This is a genomic window from Pseudomonas kitaguniensis, from assembly GCF_049199985.1.
GTDB lineage: Bacteria > Pseudomonadota > Gammaproteobacteria > Pseudomonadales > Pseudomonadaceae > Aquipseudomonas > Aquipseudomonas kitaguniensis.
The window spans coordinates 173,868-199,629 of the sequence record NZ_JBLZPT010000007.1; the positions used below are offsets into that span (position 1 = coordinate 173,868).

The window sequence follows — 25,762 nt, forward strand, 5'->3', positions numbered from 1 at the left end:
GCGCGTTTTGTAAGTTGCCGACGAATAGAGCCTTCGCAGGTGTAGGGAGTTTTAACTCTGCACTGTTGTAAAGCGGTTTGTGAATTCTCCTACAGCGATGGAGTACAAGTTACCTTTGTTATTTTGTTAAGGGCTACCTGGTAATTGAGTTAGAGCGACTGTTTATTTTTACAACTCCCACAGCGACTGGCGTGTTGTCTGATTCTTTAATGAAGTGCCAAAGCGGCAGACTTGCACCCGGCAATTTTGCCAGGGTGTTATTTATTTATCGTTGTGTATGTCCGGGAAGATAGACAGTGGGGCGATGGAGTCGCCAACACACAAATAAACAACGCCTGATAACTTTAGTGACAGGACCAACATGAAAAAAATCATCGGCTTGACTCTCGGTATTACATGTTTGGCTGCGGCCATGGGTGCGCAAGCCTCCACCAGTGCCCAGTTAGTGGTCAGGGGCACGATCACACCGGCCGCCTGTAACCTCAGCCTGGCGGGTAGCGGCGTGATCGACTACGGCACGATTCGCTCCGGCGAATTGTCCCAGACGGCGTTCAACCCGCGCGAGGAAAGGAGCACTGCCTTGACCGTCAGTTGCGGCACCACAGCGGCCAGGTTCGGGCTGACCTTTACCGACCTGCAAGCCGGTAGCAAGGTTACCGGGGTGCTTGGCGCAGGGTTTACCGAAGCGCAGAACTTTGGTTTGGGAGCGGTAGGCACCCGGCGTACCGGTGGTTATTCGGTCACCCTCAAGGACCTCAGAGCGGCGGGTACTACCTTGTTGCCCATCACGCGCACTGGCACCGGCGCTTGGCAGAGCAGTGATGGCAAAGTCGCCCAATCGCCTAGCCAATACTCGTGGCGCAATGGCAGCGCGGTTACACCTGCCTCGATTACGCACTTGACCGGTACTGTTGCGGTCAAGGCTGTGATCAACAGGGCACAGGACCTGGACCTGAGCCGCGACATTTCCATTGATGGGCGCGCCACGCTTGTATTGAGCTACCTCTAAAAAGCTGAAAACAGCCGACCAACAAACTAACGTTTTTGGTCGGCTGTTTTTTGTGGGCGCTTGACGGTCAATTATGAACTTCATCAAACGCGGGGAATACTGAGTGCCTGGGTTTTCAATAATAAGCAGCGCGTTATTGTGTTGTGCAAGTTTTTGTCTTTTTTTTAGTGCTGTTACTACGGCAGACGGCATGCTGCCGGAAACCACGGTGGTAGTACTGTATGAAGAAGAGGGCGAAGCCACCATCAATATCAAGAACACTGATGCCGGGCCGGCGCTGCTTCATTCAGTGGTCGAAAATGTGCCCGAGGACCTGGAACCCTTGGTCATTGTCACGCCGCCCATTACGCGCGTAGAGGCGGGCGACACACAACTGGTGCGCTTCATCAGCACCTTGAAGGCGCCGCTCAAGACTCAACGGCTCAAGCGCGTGTCCTTTGAAGGCATTCCGCAAGCGCGGGCTGCCGGCGGCGCAACCATCGGTATCACCCTTCGGCAGAACCTGCCGCTGATCCTGCACCCGCAAGGCTTGCCTCGGCATCACACGCCTTGGGAGTTGCTGAAGTGGAAGCGCGTGGGGGAGCGCCTTACGGTTCATAACGACAGCGCTTATGTCGTTCGCATGGCGCCAGAGGTGCAGCTCTTGCCACACAGCATCCCGGCCACGTTGCCGCGTACCTATATCTTGCCGGGTGAGGCGTTGACGTTGAAGGTTGATCGCCCCTTGGGCGCTGTAGCCGAGGTCGAGATTCAGCCGGCCACGGTCTATGGGTTTTCGGTGGATAACTACCGGGCACCGATCAGCACCGATGAGGGCTGATCGATTGATGATCAACCCATCGAGTTACAGCACTACGGCATCGTTCTGGCTCTGCAACCGCACGTTGCTCATAGGGTTTGCGACGCTATGTAGCTCGCCGGGTCTCGTATCTGCGCTGGAGCTTGGTGAGGGCTTCGACCTTGCGGCACTGGCGGCCCACGGTATTGACCCGAAGGTCTCCGAGTACTTTCGCAGCGCGGCGCGTTTTCGCGAAGGTGTGCAGGTGGTCGGGTTGCGGGTCAATGGAAACCCGTTGGGGCTGGTGGATGCACGGTTCGACGCGCAGGGGCGATTGTGTTTCACCGCAGGGCTGCTGGACAAAGCCGGGCTGGTAAAGCCCAGCGCGATCATTCGCGAAGACGCCTTGCCGGACCAGGCCTGCCATGATTTTTTGGGTGCGTTCCCGACAACCAATGTGAGGTTGCGCCCTGGCACAGACGAGGTGGCGCTGGTGGTGCCGACCCAGTCACTGCGTGAGCCGCAGTGGGCCGCGGGGCAATTTACCAAGGGCGGAGCGGCGGCGTTATTCAATTATGACGTACTGGGTTTCGACAGCCGCTCGCGCAGTGGGCCCAGCCGGTTTATCTCGGCCTACACCGAGGCAGGTTTCAACCTGGAGGACTGGATTGTTCGCAGCCGCCAGTTCTATGTGTCCGACAACGGCAAGGCGCGCACCGAGCATCTGTACGCGTTTGCCCAGCGTGATATTGCCGCGCTGCAATCGACTTTCCAGGTGGGCCAGCTCTCCAGCAATAACCCGGTGTTTGGCGGCGTCCAGCTGTCGGGCCTGCAGTTTTTCCCCGATGGCCAATCACGCGCTTCAGCGGGCGGCAACAGTGCGGTGGTCGAAGGCCTGGCCCAAAGCCAGTCGCGGATTGAAGTTCGCCAGTCCGGCGTGTTGATCCACAGCACGTTGGTGCCTGAAGGGCCCTTTCGGCTGACCGGTTTGCCGTTGCTCAATGGCACCAGTGACCTTGAAGTCAGCGTGATTGATGTGCGTGGCGCCAGGCGCAGTTTCGTGGTGCCGGCGGCATCGTTTGCAGGCGCAGCACCGGCGGCGCCGGGTTATTACTTCTCGGCGGGTAAGCTGCGCAAAGATAACGGCGAGGAGGGGCCGTCACCGGTGGTTGCCATGGGCAGTGGCACTTGGGGGCTTGGGCAGGATTCGTCTGCGGGTTTTGGGTTGTTGGGCACTGACGAGTATTGGTCGGCAGGCGGCACCTTGAGCAGCGTGTTTTTCCAGCGGGTTTCTGTGAGCGCACGGCATAACCTCTCGCGTGACGGCAAAAACGCAGTGTCCGGCGCGCGCAGCAGCGTATCCGTGAGCAGCCCGGTATACGCCAATATCGACGTTAACCTCAGTGCAACCACGCAGACCCTGGGTTATCGCGAGGTCACTGAAGCCGGACGGTCAGCCAGGGCCAATGAACTGGATTCGCGCTTCAAAAACCAATACACCGCTGGCATGAGTTGGGCCGATCCTGTGGCGGGTGTGTTTTCCCTGGGGTATACGCGCAGTTCGCAATTTGACGGGCGCGCGTCCGAACACGTATTTGCCTCGTGGAACAAGTCATTCAGCCGCGCCGACGTTGCGTTGATCGCTGATTCGCAAGTAGGCGGCACGCGCAGTCGCCGTGACGCCACGCCCGTTGGCAGCCCGCGTGAGCGTGCCCTGGACAACGACCTGTCGGTGCGGCTGCAGGTCAGCGTGCCGCTGGGCAGCGATCGACGTGTGACCAGTTACACCAGCCGCCGTGGCGACCTATTCACTGCGGGCACAGCGCTCAGTGAACGCGTCAACGACTATGTGAATTACGAAGTGGGGGTCGAGCGCGACCTCAATGCCCGCGACCAATCATTTCGCGGGCAGGTCGGGCTGTTGCCACGTTATACACGGATAGGCCTGGGTGTCAGCCGCGACCCATTGGGCAGCAGCTATACCGGGCAGTTGCAAGGTGGTGCGGTGGCTCACGCAGGTGGGCTGACCTTCTCGCCTTACACCGTTCAGGACACGTTCGGCATTGTCTCGGTCGGCGACATCGGCGCTGCAAAAGTCGAGACCCCGCAAGGCCCGGTGTGGACCGACTTCAGCGGGCAAGCGGTGATCGCCGGTCTGCCTGCCTACACACCTAGCCGGGTCCAGGTGCAAACCCCGTCCTTGCCCAAACGCGTCGACCTGAAAAACGGTACGCAGACGCTGACTGCTGGCCGTGGCTCCTTTAACGCGGTGGGTTTTGATGTCGTAAAGGTACGCCGTGTGCTGCTCAACGCGACTGATCAGCAGGGGCGGCCGCTGCCTCAGGGCGCCGCCGTATTCGGCAAAGGCGACCTGTTCCTGACCAGCGTGGTGGGTGAAGGCATGATTTTTCTCAACGACGTCAGTGAGTCGCAAAACCTGCGCGTTTCATTGCCGGACTCTTCCACCTGCCTGTTGCGCATTGACCCCGGGAGCCAGCCTGACAATGACAAATTCTATGAAACCACCTCGGCGGTGTGCCATGGCCGTTAGGCTAAAAAGCCTGCCCCTCGCGTTGCTGTTCGCGGTGCTGGCAGCGCCTGACGCACAGGCAGAAAACTGCCGGTTATCGGTAAGCCAGCCGCGCATCGACTACGGCGCTATTCGCAGGGAAGCGCTGGTTGAACGGACCTCCATCGCGCTCGGCACTCGCTCGTTGCAGGTGAATGTTTTTTGCACTGAGCCTGCGGCAATCGGCCTGCGTTTTATCGGTGTGGCCGCCGATGGGCAGGGGTTTCGGTTTGGTCGCCAAGGGCGATTCAGGCTGAGCCTCAAACATGCCCAAGTGGATGGGCGGGCTGTCGGTTGGGAGGCGCAGCACCTGCCCGGCCAGCCTGTCGGAGGGCAGTTGCTGCCGGGCCAAAGCCTGGTGGCGCGGGCGGCGGGTATGCCGGTAACAGGCCGGCAATTGACCGCCCAAGTCGATATTGATACCGACCTGCCCGCCGATGCCCTGGAGGTGCGCAGCGAGACGCGCCTGGAAGGGCTGGGCAGTTTCGAACTGGTCAGTTCGGTTGTTCCACCGAGCCAATGAAGTTGGCGAGTTCGGGCGTTTTCGGGTTGGCAAATAATGTTTTTGGGTCGCCCACTTCATGCACCTTGCCCTGATGCATGAACACCAACTTGTCGCCGACCTCGCGGGCGAAGCGCATTTCGTGGGTCACCATGATCAAGGTCATGCCGTCCTTGGCCAGTTGGCGCACCACGCTGAGCACTTCATTGACCAGTTCGGGGTCGAGGGCCGAGGTGATTTCATCGCACAACAGCACCTTGGGCGACATGGCCAATGCGCGGGCGATCGCCACCCGTTGTTGCTGGCCACCGGACAGGCGATCCGGGAACGCGTCGAACTTTTCCCCCAGCCCGACCCGCTCCAACATCTGCCTGGCAAGCTGTGCAGCTTTGGCCTTGGGCACTTTCTGCACCACTTGGGGGGCGAGCATGACGTTTTCGCCCACCGTCAGGTGCGGGAACAGGTTGAACTGCTGGAACACCATGCCGACTTTCTGCCGCAGGCTGCGCAAGTCGGCGCGAGCGGCATCAAGGTACTCGCCGTCGACTTCAATCACCCCGTCGTTGATCGACTCCAGGCCGTTGAGGGTACGCAACAAGGTGGATTTGCCCGAGCCGCTACGGCCGATGATCGCCACCACCTGGCCTTCTTCAACGGTCAGGTCGATGCCCTTGAGTACGTGGTGATCGCCGTAATACTTATGCAGGGCGGAAATTCTAAGCAGAGGCATGCAGTCTCCTTTCCAGATAGCGCGCACTGAGTGACAAGGGGTAGCAGAGCAGGAAGTAACCGAGCGCCACCAGGCCGTAGACCATGAAGGGCTCGAAGGTCGCGTTGGCGAGCATGCCGCCGGTTTTGGTCAGTTCGGTAAAGCCGATGATCGAGGTGACGGCGGTGCCTTTAACCACTTGCACCGAAAAACCCACGGTCGGCGCCACAGCAATGCGCAATGCCTGCGGCAAAATCACGTAGCGCAGTTGCTCAAGCGGGTTGAGTGCCAGGCTGGCCGAGGCTTCCCATTGCCCGTGGGCGATGGACTCGACGCAGCCGCGCCATATCTCGGCCAGGTAGGCGCTGGTAAACAGCGTCAAGGCAATCGCCGCCGCCAGCCAGGGCGAAATATCCACCCCCAGCAGGGCGACGCCGAAAAACACCAGGAACAGCTGCATCAACAGCGGCGTGCCCTGGAACAGTTCGATATAAGTGCGCGCAAGATTACGCGGGAAGGTTTTGCGGCTGATGCGCATCGTCATCACCAGCAAACCAATGATGCCGCCACCGATAAACGCCACCAGCGACAGCAGCAGGGTCCATTGCAGGCCGATAGCGAGGTTGCGCACGATGTCCCAGAACGAAAAATCACTCATCGGCTGTTCCTCATCACAAATCGGCGGCCGATCCAGTTGAGCAACTGGCGAATCATCAGCGCCATGCACAGGTACACCAAGGTCGTCAGCGCGTAGGTTTCGAACGCGCGGAAGTTGCGCGACTGGATAAAGTTGGCGGCAAAGCTCAGTTCTTCAGTGGCGATCTGCGAACACACTGCCGAGCCGAGCATCACGATGATGATCTGGCTGCTCAGGGCCGGCCACACCTTGCCCAGTGCCGGCAGCAACACCACGTAGCGGAACGCCTCGAAACGCGTCATCGCCAGTGCCGCTGCGGCTTCCAACTGGCCGCGAGGAATCGCCTGGATGCCGGCGCGGATGATCTCGGTGGAATACGCCCCCAAGTTGATCACCATTGCCAATACAGCCGCTTGCCACTCGGTGATTTTAAGGCCCAGGGATGGCAAGCCGAAGAAGATGAAGAACAACTGCACCAGAAACGGTGTGTTGCGGATCAACTCGACATACACGCCGAAGAACCAGGCGAACGGCTGGATCTTCCACGCCCGCACCACGGCGCCGACGATGCCCAGGGCCACCCCGAGGATCGCGCCGATGGCCGTCAGCTCAAGCGTGAACAGAGCGCCGCGCAACAGCAGGTCGGTATTTGCCAGCACCGGCACAAAGTCAAATTGATACGCCATGAATCAACTCCGTCGCGTCAAAGATCTGCGGGCAGCGGCTCTTTTAGCCATTGCATCGCGTTCTTTTCCAGGCTGCCGTCGGCCTTGGCCGCGACCAGAATCTGGTTGACCTTCTCAAGCAGCGCCGGCTCGTTCTTGTTCACGCCTACGTACACCGGGGAATCTTTGAGTTTCACTTTCAGCACCGGCACGCGTTTAGGGCTCCGTTCGCTGATCGCCACCATCACCACGTTGCCGCTGGCAATCAGGTCGACCTGGCCGGCCAGGTAAGCAGCGATGGTCGAGTTGTTGTCTTCGAAGCGTTTGATGGTTGCTTCCTTGGGCGCTACCGCGGTCAACTCGATGTCTTCGATGGCGCCGCGTGTGACGCTGATGGTCTTGCCCTTGAGGTCGTCGGTGGTGCTGACGGTCGCATCAGGCGGGCCGAACACCGCCAGGTAGAACGGCGCGTAGGCCCTGGAAAAATCGATTACCTTTTCGCGCTCCGGGTTTTTGCCCAAGCTGGAAATCACCAGGTCGACTTTGCCGGTGGTAAGGAACGGAATGCGGTTGGTGCTGTTCACCGGGGTCAGCTCCAGCTTGACCTTGAGCTCGTCGGCCAGCAGCTTGGCGGTGTCGATGTCCAGGCCGCGGGGTTTCATGTCGGGGCCGACCGAGCCGAACGGCGGGAAGTCCTGTGGCACGGCAACTTTGAGGGTGCCACGGGCGACGATGTCGTCCAGACCATTGGCCTGGGCGGGTGCCTGGCTCAGCATCAGGCTGGCAAACAGGGCAGTGAGCAGGGCGCTGTAGCGCTTGGTCATGGCAACTCTCCGAAGGGCGAAGGAATTTTTTGTTTCTGCTCATGGCGTGATTGCACAGCGCATGCCATCACCGGCTGAATCGTCTGTAAGGCCGGAATTCGTTGAGGTTCGGCGGTCTTACTGGTCTGAACAGTTCGCCCGCTTTTCGCACCTTTTTCGAGCGCCGATAAAACCCCGCGAACCCCTTTGGGGCGTGGCTTGCCTAGGTCCCGGAATAGCTTTACAACTAGCCGCTCAGTTGTCTGGAACTACGAGTTTTTTATGAATTCCATCGCCCAAGCCGTACCGGAAGCGGCCCTGCAGGCCATCCGAAAACTGATCAAAGAGCAGGGCTTCGCAGCGGGCGATGCGCTGCCGTCCCAGCGCGACCTGGCGGTGCAGTTAGGCGTCAGCCGGGCATCGTTGCGCGAGGCGTTGTCATCCTTGAGTGCCTTGGGCGTGGTCAGCGTACAGCCGGGTAAAGGCGTGTTCGTGCAGGAGGTGCAAGAAGCACCGGGGTTTGCGTGGCCCTTCGCCGCCCAGGCTACGCCATTGGATATTTTCCAGTTGCGCTATGCCCTGGAGGGGTTTGCAGCGGGCTTGGCGGCAATGACATTGACCCTCGATGAGCTGGACAGCCTGCAAGACAATGTCGAGGCGATGCGCAAGGTGCTTAAGGCCGGCGACTTTGAAGCGGCCGGCCGGCTCGACTTCGAATTCCATCAACGGATTTTGCTGGCCAGCGGCAACCAAGCGATGGTGAGCATTTTGAGTGCGAGTGCCGAGGTGTTTCTGGAGAGTCAGAAACTACCGTTCATCCGGCCGGAACGGGCCATGGAAACCTGGCAGGAGCACCGCAGGATTTTGCGTGCGCTGGCCCGGCGCGCCAGTGCGGCGGCGCAGAAAACCATGCAGGAACATGTACGCAATGCGGCCTTACGCACCGGCATCGCCTTCGTCACGCCGGTTGCGCCGTGAGTGGGGTATACCCAAACTCATTCATCACCATAGCAAGACTCAATCAGCGGCGGCTTCCTGAACGGGGGAAGGGCGGCTATGATGGGCCACGTTTTTTTTGCTTACAATCCGGAGACATCCATGAGCAACGATCTTATCAAGCACGTCACCGACGCGACCTTTGAGGCCGAAGTACTCAAGGCTCAGGGCCCGGTGCTGGTTGACTACTGGGCTGAATGGTGTGGCCCTTGCAAAATGATCGCCCCTGTTCTGGACGACATTGCGACCACCTACGAAGGCAAGTTGACCATTGCCAAACTGAACATCGACGACAATCAGGAAACCCCGGCCAAGCACGGCGTGCGTGGTATTCCGACCCTGATGCTGTTCAAGGGCGGCGAAGTTGCGGCGACTAAAGTCGGCGCGCTGTCGAAGTCCCAACTGCAAGCTTTCCTCGACGCCAACATCTAAGCGTCGTCAAAAAAGCCCCGCAAATAGCGGGGCTTTTTCGTGAAACAGGGCTAGACGCTCCGAAACTCAGGTGGTACATTCGGCCCCGCACTGGTTTCTCCACTGCCCCCTGCAAGCCGTCGCCGACGCATTCCTTTTTGATTAGTACGCGATCCTGTCGCCTTCTCTGCGGCGCGGCCTCATTAAGCCAAAAGCTTAATTTCCCCCCCTCCATAAATGATTACGTCATTCCTATATGAATCTGACTGAACTCAAGCAAAAGCCGATTACCGACCTGCTCCAATTGGCCGAAGAGATGGGCATAGAAAATATGGCCCGTTCGCGCAAGCAGGATGTGATTTTCTCCCTGCTCAAAAAGCACGCAAAAAGCGGTGAGGAAATCTCCGGTGATGGCGTGCTGGAGATTCTCCAGGACGGCTTCGGCTTCCTCCGCTCTGCTGACGCTTCCTATCTTGCCGGCCCAGACGACATTTACGTCTCGCCGAGCCAGATCCGTCGCTTCAACTTGCGCACTGGTGACACCATCGTTGGCAAGATCCGTCCCCCGAAGGAAGGCGAGCGTTATTTCGCCCTGCTCAAGGTCGACACGATCAACTTTGACCGTCCCGAGAACGCGAAAAACAAGATTCTCTTCGAGAACCTGACCCCGCTGTTCCCGACCATTCGGATGAAGATGGAAGCCGGTAACGGTTCCACCGAAGACTTGACCGGCCGTGTCATCGACCTGTGCGCCCCGATCGGTAAAGGCCAGCGCGGCCTGATCGTCGCACCGCCGAAAGCCGGTAAGACCATCATGCTGCAGAACATCGCAGCGAACATCGCGCGTAACAATCCTGAAGTTCACTTGATCGTGTTGCTGATCGATGAGCGTCCGGAAGAAGTAACCGAAATGCAGCGCACCGTGCGCGGCGAAGTGGTTGCCTCGACGTTCGATGAGCCGCCAACCCGCCACGTGCAGGTTGCCGAAATGGTCATCGAGAAGGCCAAGCGCCTGGTCGAACACAAGAAAGACGTGGTGATTTTGCTCGACTCCATCACCCGTCTGGCGCGTGCCTACAACACCGTGATCCCGAGCTCCGGCAAGGTACTCACCGGTGGTGTTGATGCCCACGCCCTGGAGAAACCAAAGCGTTTCTTCGGCGCCGCGCGCAACATCGAAGAAGGCGGCTCGCTGACCATTATCGCCACCGCGCTGGTTGAAACCGGCTCGAAGATGGACGAAGTGATCTACGAGGAGTTCAAGGGTACCGGCAACATGGAACTGCCCCTGGACCGTCGTATCGCTGAAAAACGCGTGTTCCCTGCGATCAACATCAACCGTTCCGGCACCCGCCGCGAAGAGTTGCTGACCGCCGACGACGAACTGCAGCGCATGTGGATTTTGCGCAAGCTGCTGCACCCGATGGACGAAGTTGCGGCCATCGAGTTCCTGATCGACAAGTTGAAAACCACCAAGACCAACGACGAGTTCTTCTTGTCGATGAAGCGTAAATAATACGACGCTTCAGGTCCGAAAAATGGCGCCCTACGGGGCGCCATTTTTTTTGTATCAAAAAAGGGAGGTTTTCAGCACCAAAGTGTCAGTTATGAAACAAAAAAGTTGAGTGACGCTACGCTCATCTCCATTCGTATCTGCCTGACCTTAAATTTATGACCACTTTTGCTTACCGAAGAGACATTGATGGCCTGCGCGCCATCGCTGTCCTGGCTGTTGTACTGTTTCACTTTGGAGTACCGGGCTTCACTGGCGGCTTTGTCGGCGTAGACGTGTTTTTCGTGATTTCCGGCTACCTGATCACCTCGATCATCTGGCGCGAACGCCAGGTCGGTCGCTTCAGTTTCGTGGATTTCTGGGCGCGGCGTGCCCGGCGTATCTTGCCAGCCCTGTTTGTGATGATGGCGGCCACACTGGTGGTGGGTTGGTTGCTGCTGGCGCCCAAGGACTACGAGGCGTTGGGGCGGTCGGCGCATTACCAGGTGACATTCACCTCCAACCTGCTGTTTGCGCGCCAGCACGGTTATTTCGACTCGGCCTCCGACATCAAACCCTTGCTGCACACCTGGTCGCTGGCGGTGGAGGAGCAGTTCTATATTCTCTTTCCACTGCTGCTGGCAGTGCTTTCAAGCCGCCTGAAACACTGGCGTCTGGCGTTGTTCGGCGTGCTGCTGGTGTCTTTCGGCATGAGCGTCTGGGCGGTCGCTCATCAGCCGCAAAAAGCCTTCTTTCTGCTGCACTTGCGGGCCTGGGAATTGCTCGCTGGGGCAATGCTGGCGGTGATGCCGTTGCGTGAATGGCGCGCCTCGCCGGCCCTGGCGCAAGGGGTCAGCCTGGTGTCCATGGCGTTTATCCTGATAGCCGTATTCGGTTTCGACCGACATACCCCGTTCCCTGGCGCGGCCGCTTTGCTGCCGGTGTTGGGCGTGGTCGGATTAATCTGGGCGAATGGGCAACAGCACACGGCGGTCGGGCGTTTGTTGAGTTCGCGGGTGATGGTCGGCCTGGGGCTTATTTCGTATTCCTGGTACCTGTGGCACTGGCCGGTGTTTGTGTACGCCAACTATGCCGCGGTGGACGGTTTGAGCGCGCTTGAGCTGGCCGGGCTGATGCTGCTGAGCCTGGTACTGGGCTACCTTTCGTGGCGATTTGTAGAAGCGCCGTTTCGCGAAAAACGCCTGCTGGCCGGGCGCAAAGCGATCCTCGCGGCCGCCGCAGCCGGCATCCTGTGTCTGGGTTTTACAGGCCTGGCATTGCGCGAGGCGAAGGGTGTGCCTTGGCGCTTGTCCGAGCAGGCCCTGCGTTACGCCCAGGCGAAGACATGGAGCCCGGAACTGATGGCCTGCATGGCCGACAAAGACACCCCCGACGATCGGCTGTTCTGCCACTTCGGCCCCAAAAACCGCTCGACGTCTGCGCTGGTCTGGGGCGACAGCCATGCCACGGCGCTGGTTCCGGCGCTCGAAGACGCTGCCAAACGGCACACGATCAGCCTGGCCCAGACCAGTTTTGCCGGTTGTGTGCCGCTTGATGGTCTGGAGAACATCGCCCGCTGCGCACGTTTCAATCAACGCGTCGAGAAGGCCATGGCCGCGCAATCGTTCACTGATGTGGTGCTGGTGGCGCGCTGGAGCCTGTACCTGTACGGGCAAATGTCGGGGGACAAAGAGCATGCGCTAAAAGACCCGGGCACTGGCCAATACGTGCGTGCCATCGCCGAGCAGCGCTTCGCCGAAGGCCTGCGCGAGCGCGTCAAAGGTTTGCGCGCCGCCGGGTATCACGTGTGGCTGGTCAAGGAAGTACCGTTGCAGGAAATCATCGTTCCCTACCGCCTCAGTCGCCTGGCCATGATGCACCGGCCGGTCGACGGTGAAGGGCTGCCGGTAGCGGAACATCAGAAGCGCCAGCGCTTTATTACCCAACTGTTCGACGAACTGGCCGCGGCCGACCGTGGCGTTAGCGTGCTGGACCCGGCGCCCCTGCTGTGTGGCGCCGATGGCCTGTGCCGGGTGGAGCTCAACGGCCGTGCGCTGTACACCGACGATAACCATCTTTCGGACGTCGGGGCGCGGCACATTGAGGCGTTCCTGGAGCCCTTGTTCAATTCGCTGCAATCGCGCGGGCTGACGGCCAATTAAGCTGCCAGCCGCCTTCAGAGCAGGTAGGATGTAGGCCTATTTTACGGGTGGCATGGTTAATGAAATTCAAGGATCTTCGGGATTTCGTGCAGCAACTTGAGCAGCGCGGAGAGTTGAAACGTATCCAGGTACCGGTTTCGCCGGTGCTGGAAATGACTGAGATTTGTGACCGTACCCTGCGCAGCAAGGGCCCGGCACTGCTGTTCGAAAACCCGACCGGCTTTGATATTCCGGTGCTCGGCAACCTGTTCGGTACGCCCGACCGCGTGGCCTTTGGCATGGGCGCCGAGTCGGTCAGCGAGCTGCGCGAGATCGGCAAGCTCCTGGCCTTCCTCAAGGAGCCCGAGCCACCCAAAGGCCTGAAGGATGCCTGGTCGAAGCTACCGATCTTTCGCAAGATCATTGCCATGGCGCCCAAGGTGGTCAAGGACGCGGTGTGCCAGGAAGTGGTGATCGAGGGTGATGATGTCGACCTCGGCATGCTGCCCGTGCAGACCTGCTGGCCCGGCGACGTCGGCCCGCTGATCACGTGGGGCCTTACTGTGACCAAAGGCCCGAACAAGGATCGCCAGAACCTGGGTATCTACCGTCAGCAAGTGATCGGCCGCAATAAAGTGATCATGCGTTGGCTGAGCCACCGTGGCGGCGCACTCGACTTTCGTGAATGGTGCGAAAAACATCCCGGCAAGCCTTTCCCGGTTTCCGTCGCCCTGGGCGCTGACCCGGCGACCATCCTTGGCGCCGTCACGCCGGTGCCCGACAGCCTGTCTGAATATGCCTTCGCCGGTCTGTTGCGCGGTAACCGCACCGAACTGGTGAAGTGCCGCGGCAACGACCTGCAAGTGCCGGCCAGTGCGGAAATCATCCTCGAAGGCGTGATTCATCCGGGCGAAATGGCCGACGAAGGCCCTTACGGCGACCACACCGGTTACTACAACGAAGTCGACAGCTTCCCGGTGTTCACGGTCGAGCGCATTACCCACCGGATCAAGCCGATCTACCACAGCACCTACACCGGCCGGCCACCGGATGAACCGGCTATTCTGGGTGTGGCGCTGAACGAAGTGTTTGTGCCGATCCTGCAAAAGCAGTTCCCGGAGATCACCGACTTCTACTTGCCGCCCGAAGGCTGCTCGTACCGCATGGCCATTGTGACCATGAAGAAGTCCTATCCAGGCCACGCCAAACGGGTAATGCTGGGAGTGTGGTCGTTTTTGCGACAGTTCATGTACACCAAATTCGTTATCGTCACCGACGACGACATCAATGCTCGCGACTGGAACGACGTGATCTGGGCCATCACCACGCGCATGGACCCCAAGCGCGACACGGTGATGATCGACAACACGCCGATCGACTACCTCGACTTCGCCTCGCCGGTGTCGGGCCTCGGTTCAAAGATGGGCCTGGATGCCACCCACAAATGGCCGGGTGAAACCACCCGCGAGTGGGGCCGGGTGATCGTCAAGGATGAGGCTGTGACTGCCCGTGTCGATGCTATGTGGAAAGAATTGGGAATAGATTGATGCGTGTAACCCTGCAACCTTCCGGCGCGGTACTGGAACTGATCCCTGGCGAGCGAATCCTTGAAGGCGCGCGCCGTCTGGGCTACGAGTGCCCTCAGGCGTGTCGCAATGGCGTGTGCCATGTGTGTGCGGCGTTGCTGGTTGAGGGCCGGGTGCTGCAAGCCGGTGAGGTGCTCGACCACGGTGAGTTTTACACCTGCATCGCTGAGCCGCTGGAAGATTGCATTGTGTTATGGGATGGCGTGCTGGCGCCGGGAGAGTTGCCGTTGCGCAAGTTGTCGTGCCAATTGACTGAATGTGTGGAGGTCGGTGGTGATGTGTGGCGCGTGCGCCTGCTTGCCCCGGCCGGTAAAGCGCTGCGTTACCACGCTGGGCAATACTTGATGATCGAGCGGGAGAATGGCGAGAAGTCGGCGTTCTCGCTGGCGTCGGCGCCGCATTCCGGGCGTGAGCTGGAGTTGCATGTGCTGGTGCGGGAAGACAGCGCGCGCAACCTGCTTGAGCAGTTGCAGCGTAATCAGATGGCGCGCATCGAATTGCCTTTTGGCGACACGCACCTTGCCGAGCTACCCGACGGGCCGTTGGTGTTGATCGCCGCGGGTACCGGCATGGCGCAGATGCACAGCTTGATAGAGCATTGCCGCGCTTCCGGTTTCAAGCACCCGGTCCATTTGTACTGGGGTGTGCGTCGGCCGGAGGATTTTTACCAGATCGAGCACTGGGACCAATGGCTGCAACTGCCGAATTTATTCCTGCACAAAGTGGTCAGCGACCTGTGTGGTTGGCAAGGGCGTTGCGGGCTGCTGCATGAAGCGGTGTGTGAAGATATTCGCGATCTCAAGGGTGTGCACGTCTACGCAAGTGGCTCGCCTGCGATGATCTACGGCACGCTGGATGCGCTGGTTGACGCCGGCATGGACGCGCATCAGATGCGTGCTGATGTGTTCGCCTACGCACCGCGCCCTTAATGTGGGAACCGGCGCCTACACAGATAGGCAGTGTCGTTAGAAACGCGCCCCCGCCGTCAGCATCGCCGCATTAAAGCCCAGCAACACCAACTCGCTGGTCACCGGGCCGAAATTCACGCCCACCGAGGGGATGATCGCCGGTGCCACGCCAAAGCGGTTGAGCGGGATTTTGTCGCGGTACTTGCCGCGATACCCCTGAAGCGCGCCTGCGGTCACCTTCATGTAGAACGGCGAGTCGCCAAGGTCATAGCGTTTACCCGCGTAAACATAATATGAGCGCTGGCTGAACGAGTTGCGAAAGGTCGCCCCGCCGTACACCAGCCCGGACGCTTCGTTGCGCTCCAGGTTGATCAAATCCTGGTTGTTGTTGTGCTTGGGGTTCGGTGAAAAGTGCTGGGTGTAGAGGCTCGTCTGGGCGTACCAGAAGCCCTTATCGCCTTTGACGGCCGCCTCAGAGGCCAGCGCGGTAGCGGCTTGTGCCATAAGCAGCAAGCCGGAATAAACGTACTTCATGGTTCGACCTCGATAGTCGTTTGAATAGGCGGCTAATGTGGGGTCGCTAAACTTCTACAGTTTGGCGGCTAACGTCCTGCGGGGCCTGAACCTGCGCTGAAGGTTTGGTCGCCTATGCTTATGCAATTAAGGTATTACTTATGTAGGAAAAATCTCATTAAGCTATAAGGCACCGGACTACCGCCTTTCATCAATCACCAATAACTGACCGCCACCGCCCGCCAGACGGATCGATCGTAAGCACTCAGAGCAGCAAGTTCTGATGTTTGATTCCTGGGTTAAAAGGAGTGGGAGCGGTATGGGGAGCTACAACAAACACGCGCTGTACACAGCGATTTTGTCGGCTAATTTGCTGACCGCTGTGGGATTTAATCCAGCCTTGGCGGCCGAAACAGCCGCTGCCGATGTGCCAAAACTCGACACCGTGATCGTCACCGGTACGCGCGCCCAAGAGCGCACCGCCAGTGCTTCGCTTTCGCCGATTGATGTGATTTCCGGCGAAACCTTGCGCAGTACCGGCTCCGATGAGCTGGGAGCAGTGCTGGCGCGCTTGATTCCGTCGATCAACTTCCCGCGTCCAAGCCTGGTGGATGGCGCCGAGCTGGTGCGCCCCGCGCAGTTGCGCGGCCTGTCGCCGGATCAGGTGTTGGTGCTGATCAACGGTAAACGTCGCCACACCAGTGCCTTCGTTAACCTCGGCGGGGCCGTTGGCCGTGGCTCGGCACCGGCGGACTTGAATGCAATTCCGTTGTCGGCGGTCGACCACGTTGAAGTGCTGCGTGACGGTGCGTCGGCGCGCTATGGCTCTGACGCGATTGCCGGGGTAATCAACGTGATCCTCAAGCACGACGACCATGGCGGTTCGGTCTCGAGCAAATTTGGCGAATACAAAAAGGGCGATGGTATTCAACGCAATGTCAGCGGCAATACCGGCTTGGCGCTGGGTGACAATGGTTTTATCAACCTTTCCGCTGAAGGTGCCGACAACGATTACACCAACCGCGCCGGCGATGATTTCCGCCCGGCCAGCGTAGGTTCCACCACCTACGGCCAGCGTGTGTTCCGCCAGGGCGAACCGGCTACCAATGAAGGCAAGTTGCAGTTCAACTCCGAGTATTCCTTCAGCGACGGGCTGGAGTTCTACACGTTCGGCGGCTACAGCAAGCGACGTGGCGAAACCGCAGCGTTCTACCGGGCCAGCAATGCGTCCAACAACATTGCAGCGCTCAACCCCAATGGCTACTTGCCGCTGATCAAGGGCAACCTTGAAGACACCTCATTGGTGGTGGGCTTGCGCGGCTTGCTGGCCTACGACTGGCACTATGACCTGTCGGCCAACTATGGCAAAAACCAGTACGAATTAAGCACCGACACCATCAACACCTCACTCGGCCTTGCTACGCCGCGCAAGTTCGACAATGGCACCCTGAGCAACGATCAGAAGCAAGTCAGCCTGGACCTCTCACGTGAATTCGACGTGGGCTTTTTGCCCTACCCGGTGTCGGTAGCTTTTGGTGGCGAATACCTGCACCAGGGCTATGAGATCGAAGCGGGCGAGCCTGCGTCCTATTACCAGACCGGCAGCTCGGGCCTCGGTGGTTTCCGTGATGCCGACGCCGGCAGCAGCTCGCGGCATAACTGGGCGCAGTACCTGGACCTGGAAACCAACTTCACCGAAAAGCTCAGCGCCTCGGCCGCCGTGCGGCATGAGGATTACAGTGACTTTGGCTCCAACGTCAGCGGCTCGCTGTCGGCGCGGTATGACTTCACCCCGCAAGTGGCGTTGCGTGGCAGCATTTCCAACGGTTTCCGCGCGCCATCCCTGGCCCAGCAGAATTTTGCCTACACCTCGTCGCAGTTGATCGGCAGCACCATTCAGGAGGCGGGCACCTTTCCGGCCGACAGCCAGGTGGCAAGACTGCTCGGCGCCGAAGACCTGAAAGCCGAAAAGTCACGTAACTACAGCCTCGGCCTGGTGCTGGAGCCTGCAGATGACCTGACCGTAACGCTCGACGTTTATCGCATCGACATCCGCGACCGTATCAGCCTGTCCTCCAACCTTAATCTGAACCCGGCAACCGTGGCTTACCTGCAAGCCAACGGTGTTGGCAACATCAACTACACCAGCGCGCGCTACTTCACCAACGCCACCGATACCAGCACCGATGGCGTCGATTTGGTGGCCAACTATCGTTATCAATTCGATAACGGCATTCGTTGGAACAGCACGGTAGGGTATAACTACAACCACACCAAAGTGACGGACGTGAAAGCCAACCCGGCCATTCTGGACAGTTTGGGCGCCAACTTGGTGCGGGTGGACCGCCGCGAGCGTATCGGTTTACTCGGCGACACCACGCCGCAGCACAAACTCAGCCTGGGTAACGATTTCACCTACGGCCGTTGGGCACTGCACAGCAACCTGGTGCGTTATGGTGAGTTCACCAGTTACCAGGCGGACAAGGTCAACGACCAGACCTTCAAGGCGGCTTGGGTGCTGGACCTGTCGGCGGACTACAAACTGAAGAACTGGACGTTCACCGTGGGCGGTGACAACGTCACCGACAAATACCCGGAGAAGGTCAATGCCTACGCCAGCAGTGGCGGCAATTTGGCCTATAGCACTTTTTCGCCGTACGGTTACAGCGGCGCGTTTTATTACGGTAAAGTTGCTTACAACTGGTAATACACAGGAGGCGCACCGCTTTTCGCCATGACCGCCATTGAAACCGATCTTTTGCAATTGGCTTACCCTCCGCGGCTCGATCTTGGGCCGCAACTCACTCACGAACAGTTAATGAGCTCGATGCAGGCCACGATGGCCCGGCATAAGGGTGGGCCGGTCTGGCTATTCGCCTACGGGTCGTTGATCTGGCGGCCTGAATGTTCGTCGACCGAGCGCGTGCGTGCGCGGGTTCACGGTTACCACCGGGGCTTGTACCTGTGGTCCCACGAGCATCGGGGCACGCCGGAATTGCCGGGGTTGGTGTTCGGGCTGGACCGTGGCGGTTCCTGCAGCGGGTTTGCCTACCGTTTGCCGGAAGACCAGTTGGAAGCCTCGCTTTACGCCTTGTGGCAGCGCGAGATGCCTTACCCCTCCTACCGGCCGCACTGGCTGACCTGCCGTTTGGAAGATGGCAGCCAGGTTCAGGCGCTGGGTTTTGTGTTGGAGCGGCACTTGCCCAGCTATGCCGGCAACTTGCCCGACATCGTGCTCAATCACGTGCTGCAAAGCGCTTGCGGGCGTTACGGCACGACTCGCGATTATGTCGAGCAGACCGTTAACGCCCTGCGTAGCCACGCCATGCCAGATAAAAACCTGGAGGCGCGGCTCAAGCGTTGTGCAAAGGATTGCTCAGGCGATTAACGCGCTGTGCTGACACTGTTGGTGTGCCACAGCGTTGGGATCAGGAACGCGATCGCCAACAAGCACGCACCTATCAGCAGGACAAAACCACCGTCCCAGCCGAAATGGTCAACGGTGTAGCCCATGGCCGCACTGGCCGCCACCGAGCCACCCAAGTAGCCGAACAAACCGGTGAAGCCCGCCGCGGTGCCAGCGGCTTTTTTCGGCGCCAACTCCAGCGCCTGCAGGCCGATCAGCATCACCGGGCCGTAGATCAGGAAGCCGATGGAGAACAGCGCAATCATGTCGACCATCGGGTTGCCTGGCGGGTTGAGCCAGTAAACCAGGGTCGCCACGGTGACCAAGGCCATGAATACGATGCCGGTCAGCCCACGATTGCCACGGAAGATCTTGTCCGACATCCAGCCGCACAGCAGCGTGCCCGGAATACCTGCCCACTCATAGAAGAAGTACGCCCACGAGGTTTTATCCACGTCGAAGTGTTTGGCTTCCTTGAGGTACGTCGGTGCCCAGTCCAGCACGCCGTAGCGCAACAGGTAGACAAACACGTTAGCGAAGGCGATGTACCAAAGCATTTTGTTGCGCAGCACGTACTTGACGAAGATTTCCTTGGCGCTGAATTCGTCTTCGTGGCTGGCGTCGTAGCCTTCCGGGTAATCGTTTTTGTATTGCTCAATCGGTGGCAGGCCGACCGACTGCGGCGTGTCGCGCATGGTGATGAAGGCAAACGCCGCCACGGCCAGGGCCACGGTCGCCGGCACGTAAAACGCTGCATGCCAGTCGTTAAACCACGCCATACCGAGCAAGAACAGCGGGCCGATCAGGCCGCCGCCGACGTTATGCGCCACGTTCCATACCGACACCACGCCGCCGCGTTCTTTCTGCGACCACCAGTGCACCATGGTCCGCCCGCTGGGTGGCCAGCCCATGCCTTGGGCCCAGCCGTTGATGAACAGCAAAATGAACATCATGGTCACGCTGGACGTTGCCCAAGGTGCGAAACCGAAAATGAACATTACGCCCGCCGACACCAGCAGGCCAAAAGGCAGGAAGTAACGCGGGTTCGAGCGGTCGGACACCAGGCCCATCAGGAACTTGGACAGGCCGTAGGCAATCGCAATTGCCGACATCGCCAAGCCCAGCTGGCCGCGGGTGTAGCCCTCGTCAATCAAGTACGGCATGGCCAGCGAGAAGTTCTTGCGCAGCAAGTAGTAGCCGGCGTAACCGAAGAAAATACCGGCGAAGATCTGCCAGCGCAGTCGTCGATACGTGCTGTCTATTTTTTCTTCAGGCAGGGGCGCCTGGTGTGCGGCAGGACGAAAGAAAGCAAACATTCAAGAGCTCCAAATTTCTTGTTTTAACTGCGGATGCGAATGTTACAGTTTCGTTACCGAATATAGCATCATTGTCGTTATTGAATTCTTCAGTGCTATAGAGATGCAAATGTGGGAGGGGGCTTGCTCCCGATAGCAATGGCTCAGCTAACATTTCTGTTGACTGAAGCACCGCTATCGGGAGCAAGCCCCCTCCCACATTGATTGCATTCAGGTCGGTTAGCGGACTTGAACCACCACTTTGCCCACCGCCTTACGCTGCCCCAAGTCATTGATCGCCTGGGCGGCCTGTTCGAGTGGATAGACTTTCGACACCAGCGGCTTGAGCTTGCCCTCGGCGTACCACGTGAACAATTGCTGGAAGTTCGCCGCATTGTCTTGCGGCTGGCGCTGGGCGAACGAACCCCAGAACACCCCGACCACGGCTGCGCCCTTGAGCAACGCCAGGTTCACCGGCAGTTCCGGGATGCGCCCGCTGGCAAAACCGACTACCAACAGGCGGCCGTTCCAGGCGATGCCGCGGATAGCCTGGTCAAACAGATCGCCGCCCACCGGGTCGTAGATCACGTCGACACCGTTGCCATCGGTCAGGCGTTTTAGTTCGTCTTTAAGGCTGGCTTCGCTGTAGTTGATCAACTCGTCCGCGCCAGCGGCCTTGGCCACGGCGAGTTTATCCGCACTGCTGGCGGCGGCGATCACCCGGGCGCCCATGGCTTTGCCGATTTCCACCGCCGCCAGGCCCACGCCGCCGGAGGCGCCGAGCACCAGCAAAGTTTCGCCGGGTTGCAGGTTGGCGCGTTGTTTGAGGGCGTGCATCGAGGTGCCGTAGGTCATGCTGAAGGCGGCGGCGGTGTTGAAGTCCATGCTCGGCGTTATCGGCAGTACGTTGTAGCCCGGTACCGCGACCTGTTCGGCAAAGCTGCCCCAGCCAGTCAAGGCCATCACGCGGTCACCGACTTTCAGGTGGCTGACTTTTTCGCCCACTTCGGTGACCACGCCGGCCGCTTCGCCACCCGGTGAAAAAGGGAAGGGCGGCTTGAACTGGTATTTGCCCTCGATGATCAAGGTGTCCGGGAAATTCACCCCCGCCGCGTGCACGTCCAGCAGGACCTCGTTCTTCTTGATCGCAGGGTTCGCGATCTCATCGAGCACCAGGGTTTCGGCGGGGCCGAAGGCTTTGCACAGCACAGCTTTCATCGGACTATTCCTTTTAGCATCGTGGCCGATAAGTGTAGGTGGGTGCGCCCGTGGGTCAACGAGCATGCCCGGGCCTGATAAGCCGCCATAAGCTTGTACTCAGCCTTGCTAGCGTTATGCTACCCGGCAACCGAATTCGAGGAATGAACTGTGAAAGCGTGGATCCTGTTGATGCTCGCCCTGACTTTGCCGATGGCAGCCCAGGCCGAAGAAGCGAAAGAAGGCGAGGCCCCCAAGGTCAGTTATATCAGCCTGACCCCGCCGTTCGTGGGTAACTACGGCTTGGACGGCACGGCCAAACTCAAGGTATTCAAGGCCGACATTGCCCTGCGCGTGACCGGCACTGAAGCCGCCGCCGCGGTCAAAGCCAACGACGCGCTGATCCGTAACCAATTGGTGGCCCTGTTTACCCAGCAGACCAACGACGCCATGAGCACGGTTGAAGGCAAAGAAAAGCTGCGCCAGGAAGCCCTCAAGCAAACGCAACAAGTGATGAACGACGAGACCGGTAAACCGATGGTCGAAGACCTGTTGTTCAATAACCTGATCATTCAGTAACGGGTGGCGTCACGTTCCAGATTTTCAGCAATGCTGCGCTGAAGGCGGGCTCAAGCACGCGGTTGCCATGGCCGCTGAGGTGGTTGGAGTCAAAAAACAGGGGCTTGGCATGTTCGTCATAGGCCGAGCAGGTCGGGCCAGGGCACAGCAGCGGCAACGGGTCCCAGACGTGCAAGGCCGAGTAATCCGCCTGCAAATTTTGCAGCAGTTGCATCTGCGGCGCGCGTAGCCGTTCAAGCTGGTCACGCGCCATGGTCATGCCCGGCTCGCAGATTGGGTTCATCCGGTTGAACCAGTCCGAGCAGCGGTTGGGCGCTGACTTGAACAATGGTTTGGGGGCGTCAATCAAGAGGTTGAGCTGTGCCGCCTGCAAGCGGCTCAACAACGCATCAGCGGATATTCGCGCCGCTTCGAGGTTTTCGGCAGTCAACTCACCCAGTGCCTCGTCGATCATCGCCGCTTCACCGTTCTGCCACGCGCGCCCGTCGAGTTCCGGCATGCGCAGCGAGGCCAAAAATACCACGTCACCCGGCTTGGCCTGCGCCTCGATTGCCCTGAGTTGGGCTTCGCGTGAAACGGCGCAATGCGCGGGGTCGGCGCCGATCAGGCTGACGAGCGCGCAGCCGCCTTGTTCGTATTCCACTACCGTGATGCCCAGTTTGAGCGAGACCAGTTTCAGCAAGGTGCGGTAGGCGGCCGTGTGCGAATCGCCGATGACAAACAGCTGCCGTCCCTCTAGGCGCGGGTCGTCGAGGGTCTCGAAAGCTTCCTGGGGATAGTGTTGATAGGCATACCAGGTGTAGCTGTCGCGAGTCTGGCTGAGTGACAGGGTTGATGCGTTGTTTGACACCCACTGCGCACCCAGCCACATCAGGCCCGTAACGCCCAAACCGCTCGCAAAGGTGAGCCATGCCGTGCGTTGCACAGCCGACTTGCCGCTGCGCACAGGCGTTTCTATCCAGTGGTAGGACGCCGCCGCGAGCGCGAATACCAGCACGGGGTAGAGCACTTGTACGGCCAGCAGCTCCAGACCGGTGGTCCACCGCAGGAACACTGCAACCGGCCAGTGCCACAGGTACAGCGAATAGGACAGCCGGCCAATGTAGGTTGCCAGCGGGTGTTGCAGCAGGCGTTGCAGCATGCCCGGGGCGCTGTCGGCCTGCAGCACTATCCCGGCGATCATCGACAGCGAGCCTGCTACGGTGAGCATTGCCCACGGAAAAGGGAACTGGCTGGGGCTGGCGAGCAAGAAACCGGCGACCGCCAGGCCGAGGCCGCCAGCCAGCATGGCCGGTGCCAGGCGGTTTAGGCGCGGCGTCACATCGCGCGTACCGATCAGTTGAAACAGGATTGCACCGGCGGCCAATTCCCAGAAGCGCCCAGGCAGCAGATAAAACGCCGACAGCGGCTCGGCAGTTACCTGATAAGCACCGACGCTCAGCGAGGCAATCGCCATCAGCGGCAGCACCGCCCAGGCACATGCCGCCTGCCGATAACGCAGCCACACAAAAAACAGGGCCGGGAAGATTACGTAGAACTGTTCTTCAACGCCCAGTGACCAGGTGTGCAGATACGGGTTGAGTTCAGCGCTGGGTGAAAAGTAGGTGTCGGTGTTCCATGCGAGGACAAAATTGCTCAGGCCAAAAAATGCCGCGAGGCCGGTGCTGTTGATCATCTCGCTGAGCCAGAACTGCGGCATGAACATCGCCGAAAGCACAAAGCTGACACACAGCACGGTCAGCAACGCGGGCATGATGCGCAGCAGGCGGCGCCGGTAGAAGTCTGCCAGGTAACGGCCGAAGGTCAGGTCACGACGCTGCCACAGTGATTGGCTGATCACGTACCCGGAAATCACGAAGAACATATCCACGCCGGTAAAACCACCGGGCAGCCAGTCTGCAAAATTCAGATGGAAGATGATCACGCTGAGCACGGCAATGGCGCGCAGCCCATCGATAGCGTGTCTGTAAGTGGGAGTAGACACGCGACCTTCCTTGCTGATGGGCGGGGCAGTGATTCTGCCCCAACCTACGGTGAGCGGCGACTAGCCGTTTGGACAGGTTTGAGTCGGCGTGTTTCGTTATCAGCGCACCGAGTGTGTGCTGATCAATCAACTAATTGAAGGATGGCGGCCCACTGCTCGGCAGTGACCGGCATCACTGAAAGCCGGCTGCCTTTTTGCACCAATGGCAGCTCGGCGAGAGCGGCCTGCTGTTTCAGATAGCCCAAGCCCAGCACCGCGGGAAAGGTCTGTAGGTGCGCGACGTTGATTGCGCTCCACGGATTTTTTTCGGCGCTGGCCTTGGCGTCGAAATAGTGGCTTTGCGGCTCCAGCGCGGTGGGGTCCGGGTAGGCCGCCTGGGTGATTTTGCCGATGCCGGCAATGCCAGGCTCGGGGCAACTGGAGTGGTAGAAGAAAAACTCATCGCCCACTGCCATGGCCCGAAGAAAATTGCGTGCCTGATAGTTGCGCACCCCGTCCCAGCGGGCTTCGCCAAGTGTGTGCAGGTCTTTTATCGAGAGTTCATCGGGCTCGGATTTCATCAGCCAATAGGCCATTTGTGGGCTCCTGAAAAAGGCAGTGGGGAAGTTGCGGGGCAATTGCATGACAAACCGACAGTCGGTTGGCGTCAAGGTTTGCGTGTTGGTTCACGTTACCGCAGAATGCCCGCTTTTAAGCTTGACGCAGCTGCAACGGACTACTTTGGAACGTTGTTGTCATCGTGTACGAGGTGCCTGCAGGGGGGCAATCGATGCAACGTAAGCCGGATTTACTATGGATTTTGGTTATTTTGTTTGGTCTGGGCGTCGTGACCACCGGTTATGCCCAGAGCTTGTGGTCGAACAAGACCGATGCGCCGATTGAGCTGGCTCAGCAGCAGCCACAACTGTTCAAGCGTTAATACGACTTCAAGGCGTCGCTGACTCCAGCGGCGTTTCTGCGACATACCACTGCTTATCGGTAACGGTGCCTGCCAGTGGCACGTCCCAACTCGCCTGTGCCAGGCGTTCGACTTTCTGACATTCGTGGGCCAGCCCCAGCAGCGTCGGCGCACGCCAGTTTTTGCGCCGGGCAAGGTAGGCCAGGCTGCGATCATAAAAGCCGCCGCCCATACCCAGGCGACCACCCACATCATCAAAGCCCACCAGCGGCAACAGCACCAGGTTCAGTGCCCACACGTGGCGCTGGCGATGGGCATTGATGCGGGGCTCAAGAATGCGAAAGCGGTTGGGCAGTAACGTATCCCCAGGCCGCACACGCTGGAACACCATCTTGGTTCGCGGCCAGGCACTCAGCACCGGTAGGTACGTCGCCTTGCCCCGGCGCTGAGCGGCGCGCAGCAGCAGGCGCGGATCGATTTCGCCGTCCGTCGGTAGGTATAAAGCAATATGTTTGGCGCGGCGAAACAGCGGGTGCTGTGCCAGCTGGCGATACAAGCCTTGGGCTGCCTGGCGCTGTTCACTCGGCGTGAGGGCGCGGCGGGCTTTGCGCAACATGCGTCGAAGTTGCGGACGAGAAAGCGGCGCAGGTTCGGTCATGGCTTTTCGGCTCATAAAACAATGCC

The 25,762-nt window shown here is 59.4% G+C and carries 24 protein-coding genes; 14 read left to right on the plus strand and 10 right to left on the minus strand.

What is annotated here, in order from left to right:
- Window positions 1–361: 361 nt before the first annotated feature.
- The 4 genes from ACOZK9_RS12235 (at window position 362) to ACOZK9_RS12250 (ending at window position 4,879) form a co-directional block, all read left to right on the plus strand.
- Window positions 362–1,009: a DUF1120 domain-containing protein gene (locus ACOZK9_RS12235; protein WP_122250767.1), complete on the plus strand. Its 648-nt coding sequence runs from the start codon at window positions 362–364 to the stop codon at window positions 1,007–1,009.
- Window positions 1,010–1,130: 121 nt separating this feature from the next.
- Window positions 1,131–1,829 (plus strand): fimbria/pilus chaperone family protein, encoded by a 699-nt coding sequence (locus ACOZK9_RS12240; RefSeq protein WP_421555932.1) that lies wholly within the window; start codon window positions 1,131–1,133, stop codon window positions 1,827–1,829.
- 7 nt (window positions 1,830–1,836) lie between these two features.
- Window positions 1,837–4,338, plus strand: a complete 2,502-nt coding sequence (locus tag ACOZK9_RS12245; protein WP_421555917.1) for a fimbria/pilus outer membrane usher protein — start codon at window positions 1,837–1,839, stop codon at window positions 4,336–4,338.
- A complete protein-coding gene (locus ACOZK9_RS12250) occupies window positions 4,328–4,879 on the plus strand; it encodes a DUF1120 domain-containing protein (RefSeq protein ID WP_421555918.1) in 552 nt (183 codons plus the stop codon). The genes ACOZK9_RS12245 and ACOZK9_RS12250 overlap by 11 nt, the downstream gene beginning before the upstream one ends.
- Here ACOZK9_RS12250 and ACOZK9_RS12255 read toward each other — a convergent pair.
- The 4 genes from ACOZK9_RS12255 to ACOZK9_RS12270 are packed head-to-tail and all read right to left on the minus strand — an operon-like array spanning window position 4,851 to window position 7,693.
- Entirely contained in the window at window positions 4,851–5,588 is a 738-nt protein-coding gene (locus tag ACOZK9_RS12255) for an amino acid ABC transporter ATP-binding protein (RefSeq protein WP_058413776.1), read from the minus strand. The genes ACOZK9_RS12250 and ACOZK9_RS12255 overlap by 29 nt on opposite strands.
- Window positions 5,575–6,225: an amino acid ABC transporter permease gene (locus ACOZK9_RS12260; protein WP_058413775.1), complete on the minus strand. Its 651-nt coding sequence runs from the start codon at window positions 6,223–6,225 to the stop codon at window positions 5,575–5,577. Before ACOZK9_RS12260 ends, ACOZK9_RS12255 begins: the two co-directional genes overlap by 14 nt.
- A complete protein-coding gene (locus ACOZK9_RS12265) occupies window positions 6,222–6,890 on the minus strand; it encodes an amino acid ABC transporter permease (RefSeq protein ID WP_122250762.1) in 669 nt (222 codons plus the stop codon). The genes ACOZK9_RS12260 and ACOZK9_RS12265 overlap by 4 nt, the downstream gene beginning before the upstream one ends.
- A 17-nt stretch (window positions 6,891–6,907) precedes the next feature.
- Complete coding sequence (locus ACOZK9_RS12270) at window positions 6,908–7,693, minus strand: transporter substrate-binding domain-containing protein (protein ID WP_152750448.1); 786 nt, start codon at window positions 7,691–7,693, stop codon at window positions 6,908–6,910.
- Window positions 7,694–7,954: 261 nt separating this feature from the next.
- On the opposite strand from ACOZK9_RS12270, the gene ACOZK9_RS12275 reads away from it, so the two are divergent.
- The 6 genes from ACOZK9_RS12275 (at window position 7,955) to ACOZK9_RS12300 (ending at window position 15,227) form a co-directional block, all read left to right on the plus strand.
- Window positions 7,955–8,650, plus strand: coding sequence for a FadR/GntR family transcriptional regulator (locus ACOZK9_RS12275; RefSeq protein WP_122250760.1), 696 nt, complete (start codon window positions 7,955–7,957; stop codon window positions 8,648–8,650).
- Between the two features lie 120 nt (window positions 8,651–8,770).
- A complete protein-coding gene (gene trxA / locus ACOZK9_RS12280) occupies window positions 8,771–9,100 on the plus strand; it encodes a thioredoxin TrxA (protein ID WP_058413771.1) in 330 nt (109 codons plus the stop codon).
- Window positions 9,101–9,335: 235 nt separating this feature from the next.
- Window positions 9,336–10,595, plus strand: coding sequence for a transcription termination factor Rho (rho, locus tag ACOZK9_RS12285; protein WP_058413770.1), 1,260 nt, complete (start codon window positions 9,336–9,338; stop codon window positions 10,593–10,595).
- Window positions 10,596–10,750: 155 nt separating this feature from the next.
- Window positions 10,751–12,733 (plus strand): acyltransferase family protein, encoded by a 1,983-nt coding sequence (locus ACOZK9_RS12290; RefSeq protein ID WP_421555919.1) that lies wholly within the window; start codon window positions 10,751–10,753, stop codon window positions 12,731–12,733.
- 59 nt (window positions 12,734–12,792) lie between these two features.
- Complete coding sequence (gene ubiD, locus ACOZK9_RS12295) at window positions 12,793–14,259, plus strand: 4-hydroxy-3-polyprenylbenzoate decarboxylase (protein ID WP_058413768.1); 1,467 nt, start codon at window positions 12,793–12,795, stop codon at window positions 14,257–14,259.
- Window positions 14,259–15,227, plus strand: a complete 969-nt coding sequence (locus tag ACOZK9_RS12300; RefSeq protein ID WP_058413767.1) for a CDP-6-deoxy-delta-3,4-glucoseen reductase — start codon at window positions 14,259–14,261, stop codon at window positions 15,225–15,227. The genes ubiD and ACOZK9_RS12300 overlap by 1 nt, the downstream gene beginning before the upstream one ends.
- A gap of 36 nt (window positions 15,228–15,263) precedes the next feature.
- On the opposite strand, the gene ACOZK9_RS12305 is transcribed toward ACOZK9_RS12300, so the two are convergent.
- Entirely contained in the window at window positions 15,264–15,740 is a 477-nt protein-coding gene (locus ACOZK9_RS12305) for a hypothetical protein (protein WP_058413766.1), read from the minus strand.
- Between the two features lie 298 nt (window positions 15,741–16,038).
- Between ACOZK9_RS12305 and ACOZK9_RS12310 the strand changes: the two genes are divergently transcribed.
- Both ACOZK9_RS12310 and ACOZK9_RS12315 read left to right on the plus strand, forming a co-directional pair.
- On the plus strand, window positions 16,039–18,426 hold the full coding sequence (locus tag ACOZK9_RS12310) for a TonB-dependent receptor plug domain-containing protein (RefSeq protein WP_152750444.1): 2,388 nt from the start codon (window positions 16,039–16,041) through the stop codon (window positions 18,424–18,426).
- Between the two features lie 27 nt (window positions 18,427–18,453).
- Window positions 18,454–19,107 (plus strand): gamma-glutamylcyclotransferase, encoded by a 654-nt coding sequence (locus ACOZK9_RS12315; protein ID WP_058413764.1) that lies wholly within the window; start codon window positions 18,454–18,456, stop codon window positions 19,105–19,107.
- Here the strand turns inward: ACOZK9_RS12315 and glpT are convergent.
- Both glpT and ACOZK9_RS12325 read right to left on the minus strand, forming a co-directional pair.
- The gene (gene glpT / locus ACOZK9_RS12320; protein WP_058413763.1) at window positions 19,104–20,441 is read right to left on the minus strand and encodes a glycerol-3-phosphate transporter; all 1,338 of its coding nucleotides are present in this window, start codon (window positions 20,439–20,441) and stop codon (window positions 19,104–19,106) included. The genes ACOZK9_RS12315 and glpT overlap by 4 nt on opposite strands.
- 219 nt (window positions 20,442–20,660) lie before the next feature.
- A complete protein-coding gene (locus tag ACOZK9_RS12325) occupies window positions 20,661–21,638 on the minus strand; it encodes an NADPH:quinone oxidoreductase family protein (RefSeq protein ID WP_421555920.1) in 978 nt (325 codons plus the stop codon).
- Between the two features lie 150 nt (window positions 21,639–21,788).
- Between ACOZK9_RS12325 and ACOZK9_RS12330 the strand changes: the two genes are divergently transcribed.
- Entirely contained in the window at window positions 21,789–22,196 is a 408-nt protein-coding gene (locus tag ACOZK9_RS12330) for a flagellar basal body-associated protein FliL (RefSeq protein WP_058413761.1), read from the plus strand.
- Here ACOZK9_RS12330 and ACOZK9_RS12335 read toward each other — a convergent pair.
- Window positions 22,186–24,180, minus strand: coding sequence for an SGNH hydrolase domain-containing protein (locus tag ACOZK9_RS12335; RefSeq protein ID WP_172979852.1), 1,995 nt, complete (start codon window positions 24,178–24,180; stop codon window positions 22,186–22,188). The genes ACOZK9_RS12330 and ACOZK9_RS12335 overlap by 11 nt on opposite strands.
- Before the next feature lie 122 nt (window positions 24,181–24,302).
- A complete protein-coding gene (locus ACOZK9_RS12340; RefSeq protein WP_122250755.1) occupies window positions 24,303–24,755 on the minus strand; it encodes an EVE domain-containing protein in 453 nt (150 codons plus the stop codon).
- Window positions 24,756–24,949: 194 nt separating this feature from the next.
- Between ACOZK9_RS12340 and ACOZK9_RS12345 the strand changes: the two genes are divergently transcribed.
- Complete coding sequence (locus ACOZK9_RS12345; protein WP_099234915.1) at window positions 24,950–25,099, plus strand: hypothetical protein; 150 nt, start codon at window positions 24,950–24,952, stop codon at window positions 25,097–25,099.
- Between the two features lie 7 nt (window positions 25,100–25,106).
- Here the strand turns inward: ACOZK9_RS12345 and ACOZK9_RS12350 are convergent, their stop codons facing one another.
- Entirely contained in the window at window positions 25,107–25,736 is a 630-nt protein-coding gene (locus tag ACOZK9_RS12350; RefSeq protein ID WP_122250754.1) for a 5-formyltetrahydrofolate cyclo-ligase, read from the minus strand.
- Window positions 25,737–25,762 lie beyond the last annotated feature (26 nt).